Source organism: Ructibacterium gallinarum (assembly GCF_014982785.1).
GTDB lineage: Bacteria > Bacillota > Clostridia > Monoglobales > Monoglobaceae > Ructibacterium > Ructibacterium gallinarum.
In genome coordinates this window covers 142638-163260 of the sequence record NZ_JADCKB010000001.1, presented here as the reverse complement: position 1 = coordinate 163260, position 20623 = coordinate 142638, and the positions used below count along the sequence as shown (strand labels likewise).

At 47.4% G+C, this 20623-nt stretch carries 8 protein-coding genes; all 8 read left to right on the top strand.

All coding sequences use genetic code 11. The features are described 5' to 3' along the window. Positions 1 to 26 precede the first annotated feature (26 nt). The 8 genes from INF28_RS00755 to INF28_RS00720 are packed head-to-tail and all read left to right on the top strand — an operon-like array spanning position 27 to position 20571. Positions 27 to 1487 (top strand): ABC transporter substrate-binding protein, encoded by a 1461-nt coding sequence (locus INF28_RS00755; protein ID WP_226391548.1) that lies wholly within the window; start codon positions 27 to 29, stop codon positions 1485 to 1487. A gap of 36 nt (positions 1488 to 1523) precedes the next feature. Continuing rightward, positions 1524 to 4838 (top strand): SGNH/GDSL hydrolase family protein, encoded by a 3315-nt coding sequence (locus tag INF28_RS00750; RefSeq protein ID WP_226391547.1) that lies wholly within the window; start codon positions 1524 to 1526, stop codon positions 4836 to 4838. 26 nt (positions 4839 to 4864) lie between these two features. Further along, positions 4865 to 8056: an Ig-like domain-containing protein gene (locus INF28_RS00745; protein WP_226391546.1), complete on the top strand. Its 3192-nt coding sequence runs from the start codon at positions 4865 to 4867 to the stop codon at positions 8054 to 8056. A 15-nt stretch (positions 8057 to 8071) separates the two neighbouring features. Further along, positions 8072 to 11257: a right-handed parallel beta-helix repeat-containing protein gene (locus INF28_RS12970; RefSeq protein ID WP_226391545.1), complete on the top strand. Its 3186-nt coding sequence runs from the start codon at positions 8072 to 8074 to the stop codon at positions 11255 to 11257. 10 nt (positions 11258 to 11267) lie between these two features. Further along, positions 11268 to 14993: a right-handed parallel beta-helix repeat-containing protein gene (locus INF28_RS00735; protein ID WP_226391544.1), complete on the top strand. Its 3726-nt coding sequence runs from the start codon at positions 11268 to 11270 to the stop codon at positions 14991 to 14993. Continuing rightward, positions 14990 to 16663 (top strand): S-layer homology domain-containing protein, encoded by a 1674-nt coding sequence (locus INF28_RS00730; protein WP_226391543.1) that lies wholly within the window; start codon positions 14990 to 14992, stop codon positions 16661 to 16663. Before INF28_RS00735 ends, INF28_RS00730 begins: the two co-directional genes overlap by 4 nt. Beyond that, on the top strand, positions 16660 to 19623 hold the full coding sequence (locus tag INF28_RS00725; RefSeq protein WP_226391542.1) for an S-layer homology domain-containing protein: 2964 nt from the start codon (positions 16660 to 16662) through the stop codon (positions 19621 to 19623). The genes INF28_RS00730 and INF28_RS00725 overlap by 4 nt, the downstream gene beginning before the upstream one ends. Positions 19624 to 19641: 18 nt before the next feature. Beyond that, positions 19642 to 20571 carry a copper amine oxidase N-terminal domain-containing protein gene (locus tag INF28_RS00720; RefSeq protein WP_226391541.1) on the top strand — a complete coding sequence of 310 codons (930 nt, stop codon included), beginning with the start codon at positions 19642 to 19644 and terminating at the stop codon, positions 20569 to 20571. Positions 20572 to 20623 lie beyond the last annotated feature (52 nt).

Here is a 20623-nt window from a genome sequence, read left to right as displayed (position 1 = left end):
AATCTCATATATAAGGAGGAGAGAACATGAAAACTTGGAAAAGAACGTTAGCGGTAATGATGGGAGCAGCTATGGCATTGGGGGGATTGGTAGGCTGCGGGGGCAAAACAGAGGAGTCCGCAAATGCCGGTGTGCCTACCCTGACTTGGTATTTGGCACAGGAAAACCAAAGTGACAAACAAACAGTAGTTGATGAGGTCAATAAGATTTTAGAGAAAAATGTTGGGGCGCGGCTGGACTTGCAGTTTATTGATGCGGGATCCTATAACGATAAAATGACCATGATGCTGGCGTCTGGTAAAGAAGTAGATTTGTGCTTTACTGCGGACTGGACCAACAAGTATATCCAGAATGCACAGAAGGGGGCTTTTTTGCAGCTGGATGATATGCTGGAAACAGAGGCGCCCAAGCTGAAGGAAAGCATTCCGGATTATCTGTATGATGCAGTCAAAGTAGATGGAAAGCTCTATGCAATACCCAATATTCAAGTGTTGTTTAATCAGCTGGGACTAATTGTTTTTAAGGATTACGCAGACAAGTATCAGTTTGATTTCAGCACAGTAAAAAAAGTGCAGGACATAGAACCTTACCTAAAAATCTTAAAAGATAAGGAACCGGGTTTGATTCCGTATTGCGTGGAATGGACAGCCAGCATGTTTTCCTCTCCGGTGTATGAAGAAGTTATCCCGCAGACCGGCGTGGTCATCCGCAAGGATTCTACGGATTACAAAGCAGAGATCCTGGTGGAAACTCCGGAATATAAAGAGGGGGTAAAAACGCTGGGAGATTGGTATCAAAAGGGATATATCCGCGAAGATGTCAATAGTGTGCTGGAGAACGAAACGGATCTAAAAGCGGGAAAATACGGTGTATATCAAGCCAGGATCAAGCCCGGAGCGGAATCGGAAATCAAACTGAAATATGGCAAGGACAGCATTATTATTCCCATTGAGGAGCCGTATTTGATTGCCAATGCCGGAATTACCACCATGACAGCGATTGGACGTACCAGTAAATATCCAACGCAAGCACTTCAAATTATACAGGAAGTCAATACCAATAAAGAGCTTTATAATATGCTTTGTTTTGGGTTAGAAGGAAAACATTATACCTGGGTGGATGAAGACCATATTCGGTTAACGCCGGACAGCGGTTATCAACCCAATGTGGCATGGATGTTTGGAAATCAGTTTAACGCCTTTTGTATGGAAGGCCAGGATGCCGATGTTTGGGAGCAGACTAAAAAAATGAATGACGAGGCAAAGGTTTCGCCGCTTGCCGGATTTATTTTGGACACCGAGCCAATTAAGACAGAGCTTTCGCAGATTGCAACCGTTTCAAAGGAATATAAGGCGGTCAGCAACGGCAGTGATGCAAGCGAAGCGACTTATAATGAAATGTTGAAAAAGCTTTATGATGCGGGGCAGGAAAAGGTGCTTCAGGAAGTACAGCGTCAGATTGATGAATGGGTCAAAAACAAAAAGTAATACCGCAAAAATAGATATCAGAAAGAGGGTATCAGAATGAAAATAAAAAATCGGATTACAGCAGCAGTTTGTTTGATTGTATTTTGTATGACTTTTTGGGAAACCGTGCCGGTATCGGCAGAGCCGACCAATGAATGGCGAATGGATAGCTTCAGCGTAGAGGACGCAGAAGCGGCTTATCAGAATCAATATGCGTTTATAGAACTGGATGAGGAGAACAACCTGCGGTTTCGGTTTGAGGCCCAGGCGGGAGCCAGTGAATCGTGGGGGATCTGGGCACGTGCGCCGCTGAAGATTTCTCAGGTAACGCCGGGCAAGTTTTATGAGATCGAATATCGGGTAAAAGCGGAAAACTGTCCGAACAATACCTTGTTTGGGGCGATTTTCGGAAAGACAGAAAAGGATGCGTCCTTTACTTTTCATCATTACATGAATGCGGACGGAAGTTTGCTGGCCTGCAAGACGCCGCAGGAGTGGACAACAACGTACGGAAAGGTCAGTGATTTGAGTCGGTATTTTACCGTCAAATATGTGGTGGATATGGAAAATGCGTCGGTAAATATATTCCTTGACGGGACGGATATGGGAAGCTATGCGATCAATGGCGTCACAGATCCGGTGAAGAGCCTGACGGAATATATGACCTTTGGAGAAGTCAAGCCGCAGGATTTTCCGGCGGGGGGATTCAGCATAACGCTTGATTATGTGAGCGTAAAATCCTCTGATACCAAGCCGGAAGAGCCCGAACCGGAAAAACCAAGGGTTTGGGAAAAAACCAGTTTTACCGCAGAAGATGGCTCGGCGGCCTATCAAAATCAGTATGCCTTTGTGGAAACGGACGAGGAGAATAACCTGAAATTCCGGTTTAAGGCGGACAAGGACAGCACGGTGTCAAGTGATATTTGGGCACGGGCCAATATTGGAATGGGAGAGATCGCCTCGGGGGATTATTATACCATAGAATTTCGTGTCAAGACAGAAAATCCGCAGGATACCATGCTGTATGGAACATTTGGAAGCCAGGCAGAAGGCGGGGCGGCTACCTTCCATCATTATATGAATTCTGACGGTGCAGTAGCGGCCTGCAAAGCGAAGGAGCAATGGACCAGCAATTACGGGAAAATTGAAAATCCAGAAGAATTTGTCATGATACAATATTTGGTTGACATGAAAAATTCCACGGTTGATATTTCCATTGACGGAAGCAAGCAGGGAACCTATTATCTGTATCAGGTTTCCACCCCCTTGGTCAGCATCAGCGACTATTTAAGTTTCGGCGGAAAAAAACCACAGCAGATCAACGGGGATTACAGCATTACGATCGATTATATCAGATTGGAGTCTATGGATCAAAAGCCCCTGCCCCATACGTGGGAAAAGACCGATTTTACAACGGAAGACGGCGATGCGGCCTATAAATGGCAGTATGCGTTTGTCGAAACCGATGCGGAAAATAACTTGGTCTTCCGGTTTAAGGCAGATCAGGGACAAAGCACAGGCATTTGGGGCAGAGTTTTTACCGGTGTCAATGAAATTGCACAGGAGCGGTATTATGAGATTGAATATAGAGCCAAGGTGGAAAATCCGCCGGATACGCTGCTGTTTGGGGCATTGCCGGTCACCACAGCAAGCGGAGCGGGAACCTTCCATCACTATATGAATTCTGACGGCAGCCTGGCGGCCTGTAAACAGGCCAGCAGCTGGACAGAAAAATACGGCGGCATAATTTCACCGGGAACCTTTGGAACCGTGCGGTATGTGGTAGATACACAAAGCGGTACAGTAGAAATCTGGATCAACCAGATACGAATGGGAACTTTTTATATGTATCAGAATACCTCTGCCATCACCAAATTTACCAATTATCTCACCTTTGGAGAAAAGGGCCCCAATTCTCTCAGCAGTGATTACAGCATCACCATAGACTATGTCAAAATTGCTTCTTCTGCGGAAAAACCGGCAGATCCTCAGCCGCCGGAAGGAGAAGCGTCTGTAGACAGTTTTTATCTTTGTGATGCGCAGGGGCTAAAGCTGCTCGATTTGGAAGGACAGCAGAATGTCGGGGTCAGAGCGGTTGTGACCAATAACAGCTGGCAGGAATATCTGCTGACGGCAGTCATTGCGCTTTATTCCGATACCGGTGCATTAGTCCAAACGGCTTTGGAAAGCGCAAAAGTCCCGGCTGGTGCAGGAACGGTCAGAGTGTTTGATGCGTTGGCCTGCGATGTTTCCGGCGCCAAAAAGGGATGGTATGCAAAGGCAATGCTCTGGCAGGGAAGTTTGGAGAGCATGAAGCCGGCAGTTCAGGCAGATACGGCTGGTTTTGGAGCAGGCACCAAGCTTGCGGATTTTGCGGGACTGAAAGAAAAAGAAAACATCAATGTTGTGTACCTTGGCGGATCCATTACGGAAGGCGCCGCATCTACGGATACGCAAAACAAGAGTTGGGCGGGAATAACCTCCAAGCTGTTTACAGAAGCATTTCCTGCATCCAATGTGCAGAATTTTAACGCAGGCGTTGGCGGAACTGGTTCGGATTATGGTTTGCTGCGGCTGTATGATGATGTGGCAGTGAAAGATCCGGATGTGGTATTTGTGGAATTTGCGGTAAATGACCGATATGCTTCTCCGGGCAAGGTGAAACAGCAGATGGAAGGAATTGTAAGAAATCTGCTTGCCCTTCCCAAAACGCCCTATATCATCTTTGTGTATACGGCATCCCGGCAGTTTGATGCTTGTGCCAAGGTGCATCAGCAGGTTGCGGACTATTATGGTATCCCTTCCATTGATCTACAAAGTATGGTGCAGGAGAGATGCCTGACCGGAGAAATTTCATTCAGTAATTACTGGGCAGATGACGTACACCCCAACGACAGTGGACATGCGCTTTATGCGGCTTTGGTAGAAAACTGCCTGAATCAGCCGGAAAAATATCTGAAACTGCCTGTTTCTCAGGAAAATCCGCTGATGCAGAATTATTATCCGTATATGGGTCAGAGAATTTTGCCGGAAAAGGCGGAGAAGACCGGAACCTGGACGGCAGAGGGGACATCCCTTTATTCTGATGAAAAGGGCGCAAAACTGACGCTAAGTTTTGAAGGTCCTATCTTTGCTTTTGAAGCAAGATTGGGAACCAAATACGGAAAAATAAAAGTGAGCATTGACGGTGAGCAGAAGGCAATACTGGATCAGTATTATACAGGAATCAATTCACAGAAAGTACTTCCGTTCAGCACCTTTGAGCTTACGGACGGACCGCATACCGCGGTAGTAGAAGTGCTTGGCGAGAAGAATGATGCGGCTTCAGGATATCGTGTGCAGATAGATGGATTGATCACTAAAAAATCATAATATCAGGCACAGAAAGGAAGGAGAAGATGAGAAGAATTTGTATGTTATTATTGGCGCTAACGCTGATTACCGGAACCTTAGTGGTGCCGGTATCGGCAGAACCAACCAATGAATGGCGGATGGACAGCTTCAGCGTAGAGGATGCAGAAGCGGCTTATCAGAATCAATATGCGTTTATTGAACTTGATGAGGAAAATAATCTGCGGTTTCGGTTTGAGGCCCAGGAGGGTGCCAATGAGCCATGGGGAATCTGGGCTCGTGCACCGCTGAAAATATCACAGGTAGCGCCGGGCAAGTTTTATGAGATTGAATACCGAGTCAAGGCAGAAAACTGTCCGAATAATACTTTGTTTGGGGCGATTTTCGGAAAGACAGAAAAGGATGCGTCCTTTACCTTTCATCATTACATGAATGCGGACGGAAGTGTGCTGGCCTGCAAGACGCAGCAGGAGTGGACAACAACGTACGGAAAGGTCAATGATTTGAGCCGGTATTTCACGGTCAAATATGTGGTGGACATGGAAAATGCATCGGTAAATATTTTCCTTGACGGGACAGACATGGGAAGTTATGCGATCAACGGCGTAACAGATCCGGTGAAGAGCCTGACGGAATATATGACCTTTGGAGAAGTCAAGCCGCAGGATTTTCCGGCGGGGGGATTCAGCATAACGCTTGATTATGTGAGCGTAAAATCCTCTGATGCCAAACCGGGAGAGCCGTTGTCTGATGTATGGGAACAGATAGACTTTACGGCAGGGGACGGAGAAGCGGCTTATCAGGGTCAGTATTGTATGGTGGATACAGATGGAGATCATAATCTGCGCTTTACGTTCAAGGCAAAGGCAGACGAGCCAATGGATACAGGAATATGGGCCCATGCACCTCTTGGCGTTGATAAAGTAGAATCCAAAAACTATTATGATATTGAATATCAGGTCAAGGTGGAAAATCCAGCGGATAACTTTTTGCTTGGTGGTTTGGGTTTAACAGCAGAAGGCGGGCAAAAAGGAACCTTTCATCATTATGTCGGTGCTGACGGAAAGCTTTCTGCCTGTATATCGGTTTCGGAATGGGTATCACAATACGGCGGCAAAATTTCCATAGGAGAATTTTCCAAAATACGCTATGTTGTTGACAAAAAGAATGCGTCTGTGGAAGTTTGGGTCAATGACATAAAACAAGGGACGTTTTATGCAAATCAGGTGAGCAATGCCTGGGATACCATCAGCAGCTATTTAAATTTTGGGACACAGCCGCCCAAAAAGTTAAATGGGGACACTGTTGTAACCATAGACTACATTCGGGTAAAATCTTCTGATACCAAACCAGAAGACCCAGGGTCAGACAAGCCCAGAACATGGGAAAAGACCAATTTCACCACAGCCGATGGTGAAGCGGCCTATCAGGGTCAGTATTGCATTGTGGAGACCGATACGGAGCAGAATTTAAAATTCCGCTTTACTCCGGAAGCCGGAATGGGCACAGGAATCTGGGCACGTGCGGCCATGGGATTCAGTGAGATACAGGCAGGGAAATACTATGAAATCGAATTTCGTGCCAAAGCAGAAAATCCGCAGGATACCATGCTGTTTGGTTCCTTTGGGACCGAAACCACAGGAGGCGCCGGGACCTTCCATCATTATCTGAGCAAAGACGGTAGTTTGGCGGCGTGCCAAAAAGCGGCAGATTGGACCAGCAATTATGGAAAGATCGGGGATCCTGCGCAGTTTGTAACCATAAAATATTTGGTTGATATGGACGTGGATCGTGTTACTGTTTGGGCAGACGGTATCAATATGGGCACCTATTACCAGTATCAGCAGACCAATCCAATCACCCGGATCACGGATTATTTGACATTTGGCGGCAAAGCCCCCAAGGATATCACCGGCGAGTACAGTATTATTGTTGATTATATTAAGATTACATCGATGGATGAGTTACCGGAGGAAGAGCTTCCAACGGAATGGACCAACAGTACCTTTACTCCCGCAGAAGGAAGTTACAGCGCACAGCCGCAAGGATTGGTTACTGCGACGCCGCAAGACGGCAACTTGCTGATTCATTTTCCAACTGGGAGCAGCAGCCAGGTTCCGTATTCCAGAATCAATTTCCCGGAGATGGCAGAAGGCGATATCTATACCATTGAGTATCGGGTGAAGGCGACCGGATTTCCCAAAGAGTGGGTATTTGGTTTGCTGGGCGGCAAAGCGGTAACCGAAACGGGAGAAGAGAAGAATTATTCTTTCCATGTGTATTTGAAAGCCAGCGGCGGCGCTTTAACGGCGTGCGAAACCCCTCTTTCATGGCTTTTTGGAACATTTGGAACGTTAAAAGAAAATGAATATACTACCATTCAGTACAGGGTAGATATGAAAGCGGCGGCCTTTGAGGTGTTTGTCAATGGCGAATCCAAAGGCACCTATTATACCTATGGCAATAAGGACGCCATCAAGAGCATTAATTACTTATCTTTTGGCGGAGATAAGGCGCAGAGTACATTGGAAAAAGATTTTGACGTAACCGTCGATTATGTAAAAGTCAGTGTGGAAAACAAAGAGGAGATGAGGGTGACAGGCAATAGCCTGACCGAGCCGGAAAGAACCTCTTTGACGCCGCAGTTTGATGTGGAATTCAGCAGTGATGTTGCGGCAAAAGACTTAAACAGTGAGAAATTTAAGTTAATGAAAAAAGCAGACGGCAGTCCGGTGCCGTCGGGAGCCTATGCGGTGACCGGCGTAGAAGGCAGCAGCAAAAAGGCCAGAATTACGGTTTTGGAGGAGTTGGAACTGGGCACGGAATATGTACTGGAAATCAGCGGCGTAGCTTCTTCCGATGCGGAAATCAAGCCCATGCAGAAACCGGTGCAGATTTCATTTACTACCATGAGCCCGGATATTGTGTATGCAACAGAAGGTACGGCTATTGCGGTAAACAGCGAGGTAACGGTCAGAGTGAAACTGAAAAATACCAAGGTTCCGGCAGGAGAAAAAGAGTATGCCTGTGTGGTATGCCTGTATCAAAAGGATGGCAATGCGATGGCGGATATGAAAGTGGTGGAAGGCGTTTTGGCCTCCGGCGCCACAGAAAGCGTGTCCCAGACCTTAAAGATGCCGGAAGCAGACAGCAGCAAGTACGAAGTTCGGATTTTTGTTTGGGAATCTATGGAAAACGGATGTCCCATTACGGACCGAAAGGTGGTCGAAATCAGCTAAGGAGGGAGAACCGCTGTGAAAAGGAAAATTTGTGCGTGGTGTACAATACTGGTTTTTGCTTTGATGTGCATTCCGGTAAGAGCGGAAGAGGATAATTCGATTGCCGCCCTGCTGGAAAACGCAGTGATTATGGCAGAAAACAGCATGATATACCTTTCCGGCGGGCAGATACAGGAATACGATGCGCCGCCGTCCTTTCAAAACGGCGAAGTGACAGTAGATCTTCAGACTGCCGCCGGGGCGCTGGGCGGTTCCTGTTCCTTTGACGGAGAGCGGTTCAGTCTGCACTTGGCGGGTTGTGAAGCAAGCGGCAGTGCAGGGAGTGATCAGGTGCTGGTGGACGGCGGAACCGTGAGCATACGGACGCCCGTACAGGTGAAAAACGGGAGAGTGCAGGTTAATGTTTTGCTTTTTTTCTGGCTGGATGTGGAGTACTATACCTCCTGGGATTACCGGTACGTGGTCATAGGCGGAAGCTGCCGCAGTAGTTATGATCCGGTGCTGATTCGGCTGTTTGGTGTCTATGCTTCCCCAAGCGGTACCGATGCGGGAGGGATGGGATATCCCTCCGCACCGGTTTTAAGTCTTACCAAGGCGGCTGAACTAGCACAGAGCAGTTTGTTTTCCCAGTATGGCATTTCGCCTGTCATTTATTTGCACGGTGGTGTCTACCGGGGACAGCAATATATTACCGGAGATTTGCATGGAACGGTGATTCGGCCCTTTGGAGACGGCGAGGTCACTTTTGCAGACACGGTGCAGGTGCCAAGAGAAGCTTTTGTGCCGGCACAGGATTCCCGTATTGGACAGACGGTCAAAAGCAGGGTGTATCAGGCAGATGTCAGCGGACTGTTTGCATCTGGGGTGCTTCCTTATCCCATTGATATAGGATCGGGAGCGTATTCGGGAAAGAGTTATTATATCCTCACAGAGGAAGATGCACCTTGTACCCTGGCCAGATACCCAAACGGCAATGAATTTGCCTGGGCAGCGCCGGTGAAGGTAGGCGGACAGAGCAGAGAAGCGGCATTTTCCTTTGATGGAGTGGATATGGAGCAGCGCTGGAAAGCCGCTGCGAAAAAAGGAGAACTGATTGCAGGCGGGTATTGGTCTTATATGTATGCTTTTGACCAGTTTTATGTTAAAAACATCTTGGACAATCAAATACAGCTGCTGCCAAGAAACGATTATATGCATGATTTGACAGAGGGGGATAAACCATTTTTTGTCTGCAATCTTCTGGAGGAACTGGACAGTCCCGGAGAATGGTATCTTGATATTGAAACCCTGATATTGTATTATTATCCCATGGGGGATATGAGCAATGTGGAGTTGGCAGTGGATACCGGTGCGGCAGTATGGTTCTGCGACGCGCAAAACGTAACCCTTAAAAATGTCTCTGTGCGGGGTAATCGTGAAAATGGGGTGCTGATAGAGGACAGCAGTCATGTGACCCTTCTTGCGTGTGATATTCGACATGCCGGAAAGAGAGGCGTAGAAATTCTGGGCGGAACAGACAATACCCTCAAAAGCTCTGACATCTCCTTTATCGGAGGCAATGGTGTTGGTATTTACGGCATGGACTATAAGTATAGTTTGGAACATCAAAACAACTGTATGGAAGATTGTGAAATTTCCAATGTGTTAAAAACTTTCCGCACCGCCTCCGGAGCGGTATGTATAGAAGGCACGGGAAATGTGGTTCGAAATAATTTGATTCATCAGTGCACGCAGTCGGGAATTCGTTTTACGGGAAATGATCATAAGATTGAAAAAAATGAGATTCATCACGTGGTGTTAGAGGCGCTGGATGCGGGCGCCATATATTCCGGAAGAAGCTGGGTGGACTTGGGAACAGAAATTCAGTATAATTATATTCACGATTTGCCGCAGAAGCCGGTACAGACCCCCTTTTCCAAAGATGGTTATGTGGATAATCAGGGCATTTATATCGATGATGGCCAAAGCGGTATATCGGTGCATCATAATCTGATATCCCGGTGCAGCCGCGGTGCGTTGCTTGGCGGCGGGCATGACCTGAGTTTTCGGAATAATGTAATTGTGGATTGTAAGATGGGGTATACCTTTGACCAACGCATGTCGTTTGGTCAGTGGGCCTCTGCCTTTACTCTGCCGGGAGGACAGGTTTATGAAGAAATGCAGGCACGGCTTCAAAATGCGCAGACAGACACAGCCGTATGGTATGAAAAATATCCTGGTTTAAAGATATTGTGTGATGGCATGAGCCGGCATGTGGCCTACAGCGGTGACGGTACATTTCAGAAGCATTATGACGAGTATCGGCAGTATGATATGGGACGGCCGTGGCGATCCTATGCAGGGAATAATGCGATGGTTTATGTTTTGTTTTGGCATGACAGCCGGGATAAAGTGCAGGATACCGAGGCGGTACAGCATGAAGGGGATTATGAAACCTACAGCAAAACCTCAGCCGGCGTACAGGAAAGCGAAAACGGTTTGCACTATTCTTTGAAGGCGGGATCCCCGGCAGTGGAAAAAGCCGGTGCACTTCCCATGGATTCTATGGGGTTTATCAACAAAGCCGGCCGCGGAGAATTAAAATCCCGGCCCATGTATCCGCAAAACGGAGCTGTGCTTGGCACAGAGGACACCGAGTTGGTTTGGGCGCCGGCACGGAGTGCGGACGAGTACCGAATCCGTGTTTCACGCAATGCGGATATGTCAGATCCGCTGATTGACCAAACGGTTAATTGGTATGGCCGAGATACACGGTTTATCTTGCCGGGCGGCGAAACCGGTGATTTTTACTGGCAGGTAGAGGCAGTCAACTTATCTGCCTGCATAGACAGAAGAGAAACCAGTGAGATTTTCCATTTCCGGCGGGAAGAGCAGATCCAAATCCTGCCGCCGGAGGTGGCCGATGTTTGGGGTGAAGCAGCGGATCTCAGCCAGCTGCAAGGCGATATGGCGCTGATTAGCACACAGCTTATCAGTGAGTATCAGGAGATCGTCAGCGGAGAAATATGGGTTCACCTCAAGGCAGAGGATCTTTTGCTGGCACTTTCATCAAAGCCGGTTACGCTGGAACCGCAGGCAACAAAGAAAGTTACCGTATCTCTTGCGGTTCCCAAAGAACTGCCGCAGAATACGGTAGTGGAGGTTTATTTTTGGGATAGCCAGGATGGCTTAAAGCCGCTGGCTGAATCGGTGCATGATTAGGAGGAACAAAATGAGAAGGAAGATAACAGCATTTTCAATAGCAATGATCATGATGATGGGATTCTGTCCGCAGATCTGTGCCGGCACAGCAGCGGCAGTAGAGATTTATGTATCGCCTGATGGATCTGACTCTGCTACCGGAGAGAAGGATGCGCCTCTTCGAACCATAGAAGGAGCGAAGGCGATGGTGCAGAAAAAGCGGGCATCTGCCGCCGGAGAAATTGCGGTCATCTTTGCTTCGGGGGAATATCAGATAGATCATACTGTCAATTTTACATCAGACGATTCTGGTACAACGGCGGCTCCAGTCGTTTACCGGGCGGCAGAGGGGGCGGAAGTTACCTTTTCAGGCAGCCGTTCTTTGAATCCCGCAGCATTTCTGCCGGTTACGGACAAAAAAATCAGAGAACGGATACAGCCGGAAGTGGTAGATAAAATTGGCGTTATTGATTTAAAATCTCAGGGAATTGATTCTTTGGTACCGTATGTGCTTCCGGCATATTTTTTCTATACCGCAACCGATTTGCCGATGCTGTATGTCAATGATAAAAGGCAGACCATTGCGCGCTGGCCCAATGTGGGATATGCCAATGTGGACAAAGTGATCAATCCTGGGCAAAGGTATGAAGCGGGCGCACGGCATGAGACGGCAAGTGTTCCGGCGGTAATTGAATATACGAATGAGAGGGCAGATCGGTGGAAAACGGCGCCGGATGCTTTGCTGGAAGGTTTTTTCAAGTATGATTATGCCTATGACCGTATGAAAATTGGAAGTGTAGATCCCAAAGCAAACACCATCACGACCAAGGAAAGTGTCAGCACCTTCGGTGTGGTGGACGGCGCTCGGTATATTGTTAATAATTTGTTGGAAGAACTGGATATGCCAGGGGAATTTTATATTGACAGAGAAGAGGTGAAACTCTATTTTTATCCCCCTTATACGCTGACAGATACCAGTTTGGAACTTTCGGTCATGTCAGATGTGATGTTTTGGTTAAACGGTGTATCCAATGTGCGGTTTGAGGGACTTCGGTTTGAGAGAACCATGGATACCGTAATGGAAATGGATAATTGTACGGATGTGCAGATCCGTGGGTGTACCTTTAAAAACATTGGAAAAGAATGTATTTCCCTTACCAATGGCAAGCGGGTTGCGGTTACAGACAGCAATTTTATCAGTTTTGGTTCAACAGGCGTGTATCTTCGGGGAGGAGATCAGCAGACGCTGACCCCGGGGGAAAACAGTGTGACCAACTGTGAATTTTATGATTTTGGACTGAACCAGAAAACCTATGGCGCCGCAGTTTATATGACCGGTGTGGGAAACAGTGTGGAACATTGTGTCATGCACGAGGCACCGCATTATGCTATCTCTTATTCCGGAAATGACCACAAGATCCGTTATAACGAAATTTATAACGTGGTCAAGGAATCTTTGGACGCAGGAGCGATTTATGCAGGACGGTCCTTTGTAGACCGGGGCACGGAAATTGCTTATAATTACCTGCATGACATTCAATATGTGGAAGACGGTTCCGCGGCGGCGCTGACGGTTGGGATTTATATGGATGATATGCTTTGCGGCAATCACATTCATCATAACATTATTGAAAACACTGCTTTGGGGATGCTGCTTGGCGGCGGCCGGGATCATATTGTGCATGATAATTTGATTATCAACGGACGTGAAAGCATCACCTTTGACAGCCGTGGCGAAGGCTGGGGAAAATCCATGGCGGTAGAAGGCGGAGAATGTTATCAGAGCCTGCAAAAGGTTCCCTATCAAAGCCAGACCTATAGTAAATATCCCAATCTTTCTACAATTTTGTCGGATGAACAATGGGTTCCAAAATATAATTTGCTTTATGATAATCTGGTAGTCAATACTAAGCCGTTTTATTTGCAGGACAGTGTGATTAAATATGCGGAGAGGCTGGAAAATAATATTAATATCGAAGGCACCAAAGATTTTGAGAACGCGGCAGAACATCAGTTTGCGTTCCGGGCGGATTCGGAACTGAAGCAGAAATTGCCGAATATGGAATTTAATATGGACGATTTTGGAATTTATACCAATGAATATCGTACAGAAATTACACCGCCGCAATTACAGTTTAAAAAGAGCTTCCCCAAAACCGGAGAGGAAGAACAGCAAAACCTTTCTAATCTGTTCCGGTGGGAAGCGGCCGAGGGGGCAGATTATTATATTCTTAGAATTGCGATTGATCCCGAAATGAAACAGATTGTATATGAGAAAAAGACGCCTTATGCCTATCTGGAAGTGAAAAACTTACAGGCAAATGAAATGGTTTATTATTGGGATGTAACGGCTTATGCTATGGGGCGTCAGCTGAAGACGCAGCAATATAATAGAGGAAAGCCCTATCGTTTTACTACAACGCAGTACGATGCCCAGGTGACTTCTTCGGCATTGGAGCAGACAGCAGTGCAGGCAGAACAGATTATTGCACAAATGCAGGAAGGTGAGGAAATTGGTCAATATTTGCCGGGCAGCAAACAGATGCTTCAGGATGCGTTAACCGGCGCCAGAGATGTGCTGTCAGAGGAACATCCCCGGCAAAGTGAAATTGACAGTGTTTCTGCGAATCTCTCTAATGTTATGAACCAGGTGCAAAAGCGGCAGAACCGCGGCTTTGTTAATTTTTCTGAGTTTGTGGGAGATAAAAAATCCTGGGGCGGCAACGGCGGCGTTTCAATTGAAGGAAATACTGTGCGGTGTGAAAGCGATGTCATTGCCAATACGGTACGGCCCATGCAAAACTGCGAAGGCATCAGCGCTATGCTGGAGGTGGAAACAAAGGGAAGCTGGGTGGCCATTGCCCTCCGGCAGAACGATACCAGCAACTATGTTTACAACACAGCGGGGAATTGTTATTTGATGGTAATTAAGGAGGATGTCATAGAATTTCAGAAATTTACGCTGGGGTATTCAGAATTTCTTGACACCTTGGAGAACAAATATATCAAAAATGGAGAACCGTGCCGGCTGGATTTCAGCGCCATTGATGTGGAAAGCGGTGTGCGGATCCTGGTACGGGTCAATAACGAAACTGTTTTTGATTATGTGGATATGAACCATCCATTTTATGAGGCAGGCAATATGGCGCTGTATAATCCCAGCGGCGGCGGATATATTCAGCTGTCCGGTGTGGAAGAAACAGCAGATGACAGTTTGCTGGGCAAGGCCGGTGTCAGTGAGATCAAAAAAGCAGAAAATCTTTTTGCGGCCGGGGACTGGCAGCAGCCCGCGGAAGAACAAGCAGGCCTCTTGCGGTTTTCTGGTGAGCAAAACGCCACCAAGGAGAAATTGCCGTTGAATTTTGAAACGGCCTTTTCCATAAAAGCCGCGCCGGGTGAAGGAGATGCCTGGCAGGCGCTGGGCTTTCATATGGCAGATGGAACCTGCTCACCTTGGGAAACAGAAGGGTATCTTTTGGTCATGCGAAAAGACAGAATGGAACTTGTGAGATGCCGCGGCGGAAAGAAGGAGTTTCTTGCCATTGTACCCAATGCTTTGCTGGGTAACGGCCAGTGGCATGATGTGAAAATAACATCCAATCAGCAGGTGAACGGGACGTTATTGACGGTTTTCGTGGACGGCAAGGAATGTATCGCTTATGAAGATCCTTACGCACTTTCGCAGGCGGGATATTTTGCGGTATATGATCATAGCGGCAGCGGATTAGAACTGGCTGCAGAAAGAGGGGTATCATGATGAAACGAAAAATAGGAATCTGTTTATTACTGTGCCTGCTGTGGGCAGTTTCGGCGCTGGCGGCCGAACCGGTATGCAAGGTAGATATCGAAACGGGAGAAATTTCTGTTTCCGGTGTGACAGAGCAGGCAAAGAAAAACCGGAATGTCACGATTCGGGTATATGACGGACAGAACGGCGTTGCGCATGTGGATCAGATCAAAACGACAGAAAACGGTGCATATTCCTTCGTTTTCACCTTGATAAACGCCGGCGGAGATTATCGAGGTGTGATTTCTGCCCAGGAGGAAAAGGATCAGAGTTTTTCCTTTTACCTTCCGAATACACAGGAAACAGAAGCGTTTTTAAATGCGGTCATTGCTTGTGTGCAGGAAGAGGATGCGGCAAAGCTGGCGCAGGTTCTGGAGCAGTATGAAAATGCCGCAGGACTGCAGGATACTGCTTATGCGGATTTAAACAAGACGCCGGTTGCAAAGGCTCTTTTGGAGAAAGCCAAAGCGGATCCGTCGGTAACAGAGGGCATCAAGCAACTGCAGGCGGCGCTGAAAGAAATTGCTGTGGTAGAGGCTTTTAATCAGAGAAAAACGGTGATGGAAAACGGCGTGTTTTTGCATGAAGACATTTTAAAGCTCAGCGAAAAAGAAGAGGCTTATGCTTTGTTTGCCGATGGGATCAAGGCTGGGGCAAAACAGGCTTTGGCAGAGAGTATGCAGGGCAAAAACTTTGCAGACATAGCAGACCTTCAAGCGGATTTTGAAAAGCAGACAGCAGTATTTGCGGTCGGCTATTACAAAAACAATGGCTATGGGCATGTGCGCGGTATTTTAGAGAAATATGCCGCTTTGCTGGATTTGGATTTGACGGCGTATGGGCGTTTATCGGATACGCAGAAAAATACGGTGGACGCAAAGCTGGTGAAGGCGGCGCCAACGACACCGGAAACACTTCGGAGTGCATTGAAAACTGCGGTCAGTGAGGTTTCCGCACAGGGCGGCGGAACTGGCGGTAGCGGAACCGGCGGTGGCGGCGGAGGCGGAAGACCTTCCGGCATCGGCGGCGGCACCACTGGAATCTATGAAATTGACCAAAATGACATTGACGCTATGGAACAAGAACAGAATCAGCCTGTTTTTTCGGATCTTACGGATTATCCGTGGGCACAAGTGCAGATTGTGAGCCTTGCGAAGAGAGGAATTTTAAACGGAACGGGAGACGGAAAATTCGAACCGGAGCGCCCGGTATGCCGTGAAGAGTTTGTCAAGATGCTGATTGCGGGATTTGGACTTTCGGTAGAAGGAGAAGCGACGTTTGCGGATGTAGAGCCTGACGCATGGTATGCGGCTTATGTGGGCGCTGGTGTCAAGCATGGACTGGTATATGGAATTTCTGATACAGAGTTTGGCGTAGGACAGTGGATCCGCCGGGAAGATGCTGCGGTTTTGATATACCGTGCCATGCAGAATCAGGCATTGGAGATGGAACAGACACAGGTTCACAGCTTTGTAGACCAAGAAAGCATCAGCGGTTATGCGGCAGAAGCGGTAGGGGTTTTATCCGGGGCTTCCATTCTTCAGGGGAATGACCAGGGATATTTCCTGCCGGATGCGTCGTTGACCCGGGCAGAAGCTGCGGTTATGCTGTATAGAGTATTGGAGGGAAGAGAATCATGAAAAAATGGATGATATGGTTATTAATCACTGCGTTTTGTATTCTTCCCGCATATGGGCAGGCGGCAGATACGGCAGAAACTGTGGAAACAGAGCAGGCGGAACAAACCCCGCCGGTACAGGAGGAGCTTCCTTATGCGGTGCGCCGTATGATGGCACTTGAAATTATGGAGGGTTATGAAGACGGTCTGTTTCATCCTGATGATGCGCTGACCCGGGCGCAGATGGCGCAGATTTTGTGTACGGTTCTTAATGTGGAGCCGGTAAACGGCGCTTGGTATGATGCGTTTTACAGCGATGAGCAGGTAGAGCTTGGCGAGACGGAAGCGCCTGCCGCCGATGCGGGGAGCTTCCTGGACGTACCGTCGGATCACTGGGCTTCTGGTGTCATTGAAACCATTTGCCAGTATGGAATTATGGTGGGTGACGGCGCCGGTAATTTTGAACCGGACCGAGAAATGCTGTACGAAGAAGCGGTCAAAACCATGATCATTATTTTGGGTTATCGGCTTCCTTCCCAAATGGCAGGCGGATACCCCCAGGGATACATAGCAACGGCTAGGGATTTGGGGCTTTTAAGAGAGCTTTCCGGTACGGCAGGCAAGCCCATTACCCGGTTGGATTTGGCGCATATGCTCAGTGCCGCATTGGATACCGAGATTCTTCAGTGTGTTTCTTATGGAGAAACCCGGTCCTATGAAACCCATAAGGATGAAACCTTATTGACAGAGATTATGCAGCTGACAGAAATTACCGGAATTGTGGAAGAAAATGATATTACTTCCATGTGGGGGCCGAGTACGCTGCGCAGAGGGGAAGTAAAAATCGACAATGTATTGCTGCAAACAGGGGATGCCGCTGATATAGGAAAATATTTGGCATATCAGGTGGAAGCATACTATAAACACGATAAAAAGACGGATAAAAACATTCTGCATAGCTATCTTTTGGGATCCAATAACATCAGAACGGTTACAGGCAAGGAAATCATAGGGTATGCAGATGGTCAGATCGTATATGAGCGGAACGGAAAAAATAGCAGTCTGCGGATTCCTGAGGATGCCACGGTGATCTATAATGGCCTTGCAGCTGGAGAATGGAACGGCCAAACACTGACGCCAAAGAGCGGAAACGTGACGGTTATCAACAATAAAGGCAAAACAGTGGTGCTGGTCAAAGATTATCAGACGATATATGTTGCCAGCGTTGACACGGAAGAATCTATAGTGTATGATAAACTTGGAAGAACAGAAGGACTTGTCTTAGATACCGCGGATGAGGACATGAGGATTACCATTCTTAACGCAGAAGGCGGAGAAAGCTCGTTTGCGGAGATAGCAAAGGGGCAGGTTTTGATGGTAGCTGAAAACGAGCACGTCAAGGAAGTGGTGCTTTCGAACCGGCAGGTTTCCGGCAAGATAGAAGAAGAGCGTTCGGAAGAAGATGGACCCATATATATTGTCGATCAGGTTCAGTATCAACTGGCGGCAGAATATCTCAATTCAAACCAGCGCATGGAATTTTCCCCTGGGGATCAGGTGACCATGTATTTAAATGCGGAGGGAAAGATTGGCTGGATGGAATCCTCTTTCGGAGGCGGGACCAATTACGGATATATTATGCAAATGGCCAAGGATGATGGATTTTCTGCCACCTGTATGTTCCGGATCTACGCCTTAAACGGGACAGATGAAGTGTATAAATGTGCATCCCGTGTTCGGTTTGAGGATAAAAACGGTAACGAGGTTACCTGCTCCGGCAGTGAGGTTTATGACAAAATGCAAGGGGTCAGCGGTCTGATTGAATATCAGATCAATGAAGACAATGAAATAAAACGGTTGATTCTTCCGGCTGACAAACCGATCCCCGGAACCAGAAAGCTGTATAAAATTGGCGAGGTAACCAGCCAGACCAAAGATAATATGGCATTTCAGGGGTGGTTGAAAACCTTTGGTGGTGCGATTTATGTGGATTCTTCCACAAAGGTTTTGTGTGTTCCGGCAGATATTACCGAGGCGGACAAATACATTAAAACCAATTACAATATGTTTCAGGTAGACGGCAGATATGAGGTAATCGGTTACGGTACAGATCCGGCTTCGCCTATGGCGGATATTGTGATTTCTGGTGTAGATGCCTCCACTGGGGCGCTTTCCAGCTGGAAGGACCGCAAGACCATGACCATTGCCCTTGATTTGATGACCAGCCTTGACAAGGATTATAATGAAGTACAGAAGATTTTGGCTTACCAGGATGGCAAGACCGTAGAACTTACACTGGCCGAGGAATATGAGTATGCCACATCTCCGTTTGGCACAGGAGAATACCAATTGGAAAAAGGCGATATTTTCCGTTATGCCACCGATACGGATGGTAATGTCAGCAAGATTTATATTGTATACAAACCGGGAATCCCCAATCCATCGGGGGGAAGCGATGGATTTGTGCCGGAGATGAAATATCGTTATTACATTTCTCAGGAAGCGGTTGACCGGGCGAACGATACTACCAATTTATTTGTGGGAGGACTCACCACCGGACTGGACGGCAATCCTTTTCAAGGTGGATTTGGTTCGGATTTGCAGAATTATGCCCACCGTTTTTCCACATGGAGTGAAAAGAGCGGAAAAACATTTTTGGGTTATGTATACCAGGTCAGCGGCGGCATTGCAACCATAACCACCCAGGATATTACGGTAGAAAAATATAGCCCAAGCGGCATTCCGGAAACGGAAGATTTGCAGGGGAACTTAACGGGAATTTATATCAACACCCGTGTGCCGCTGAATATCTTTCCGATAGACGTTGTGGAATATGGAGGAAGAGAATTGCGGGTAACCTCGGGCAGTGCGGACGATATCCGTCCCTATACGGAGTTTGGAGCAAATTGTTCCAAAGTTTTGGTTGCCATGACAGGCGGAGAACCGCGGCATATGATTGTTTTGCGGAATATGGAGCAGTAATAAGAGGAGGACAAAAAGATGAAGCAGACAGGAATAAAAAAGATTGTTTTTGTATTGCTGATTATATTTTTGCTGTGTCCATCCGCTGTGTTTGGGGCAGAAAGTGTATATCAGATTGATGCTATGGAGCCGGAGGACCCGGCTCTGTGGCAGGCAGGAACCTTGACCGGTTTTGGCGGAACTGCGGTAATGGAAGGCAAAGGGGCATCCGGCGCGGCTGGAACGTGGAAGATAGAAACCCAGCCGGGCGCCTATTATGTAAGCTGGTGGAATGCCATCAGTGACGCGGGCTGTCCCGCGGCAACCCTGACATTAAAGTCTGCGGAAATCGAGCAGAAATATGAATTGCCGCAGAACCAAGGGGTCAGCGGCTGGCTGGAGCTTGGTATGATACAGCTCAGCGACGGTAAACTGACCGTGCATATTGCTGGAACAAGCGGCAAAGTACTGGCAAGTGCTGTGCGGCTGAATATCATTGATGGTTATGAAGCCATGACGGCATTGATGTTTCAAAGAAATCCCAATCTTGCCGCCATGAAGATTAACAGTCCGGTTTTGTTCCAAAATAGCCGGAAAATTCAGGTACAGCCACCGGTCTTGATAGAGGATACCACTTGGGTTCCCTTGAGAATCCTGTCAGAGGGTCTGGGATATTCGGTGGAATGGGATGGACAGCATCAGAAGATTTTCATGCAGTCAGGAGATACTACACTTTTGTTTACGATAGGAAGTTCAGAGTATACCAAAAATGGAGAAACTTATGAAATGCCGTTTGCGCCGTTTTTGCAGGAGGATATTACTATGGTTCCTTTGCGTCTGGTTTCAGAATCCATGGGACAATTGGTGTTTTGGCATGAAAGCGGCATGATTTTAGTTGGGGATGAAGTGCCTTTTGATACAGAAACCGATGCAAAGTTTTTGGACACTTTGCAGATGGCGTTTTCGTGAAAAGAAATGGTATAGGATTCAGAGGTTCTGAATTTTATGCCATTTCCTGCTA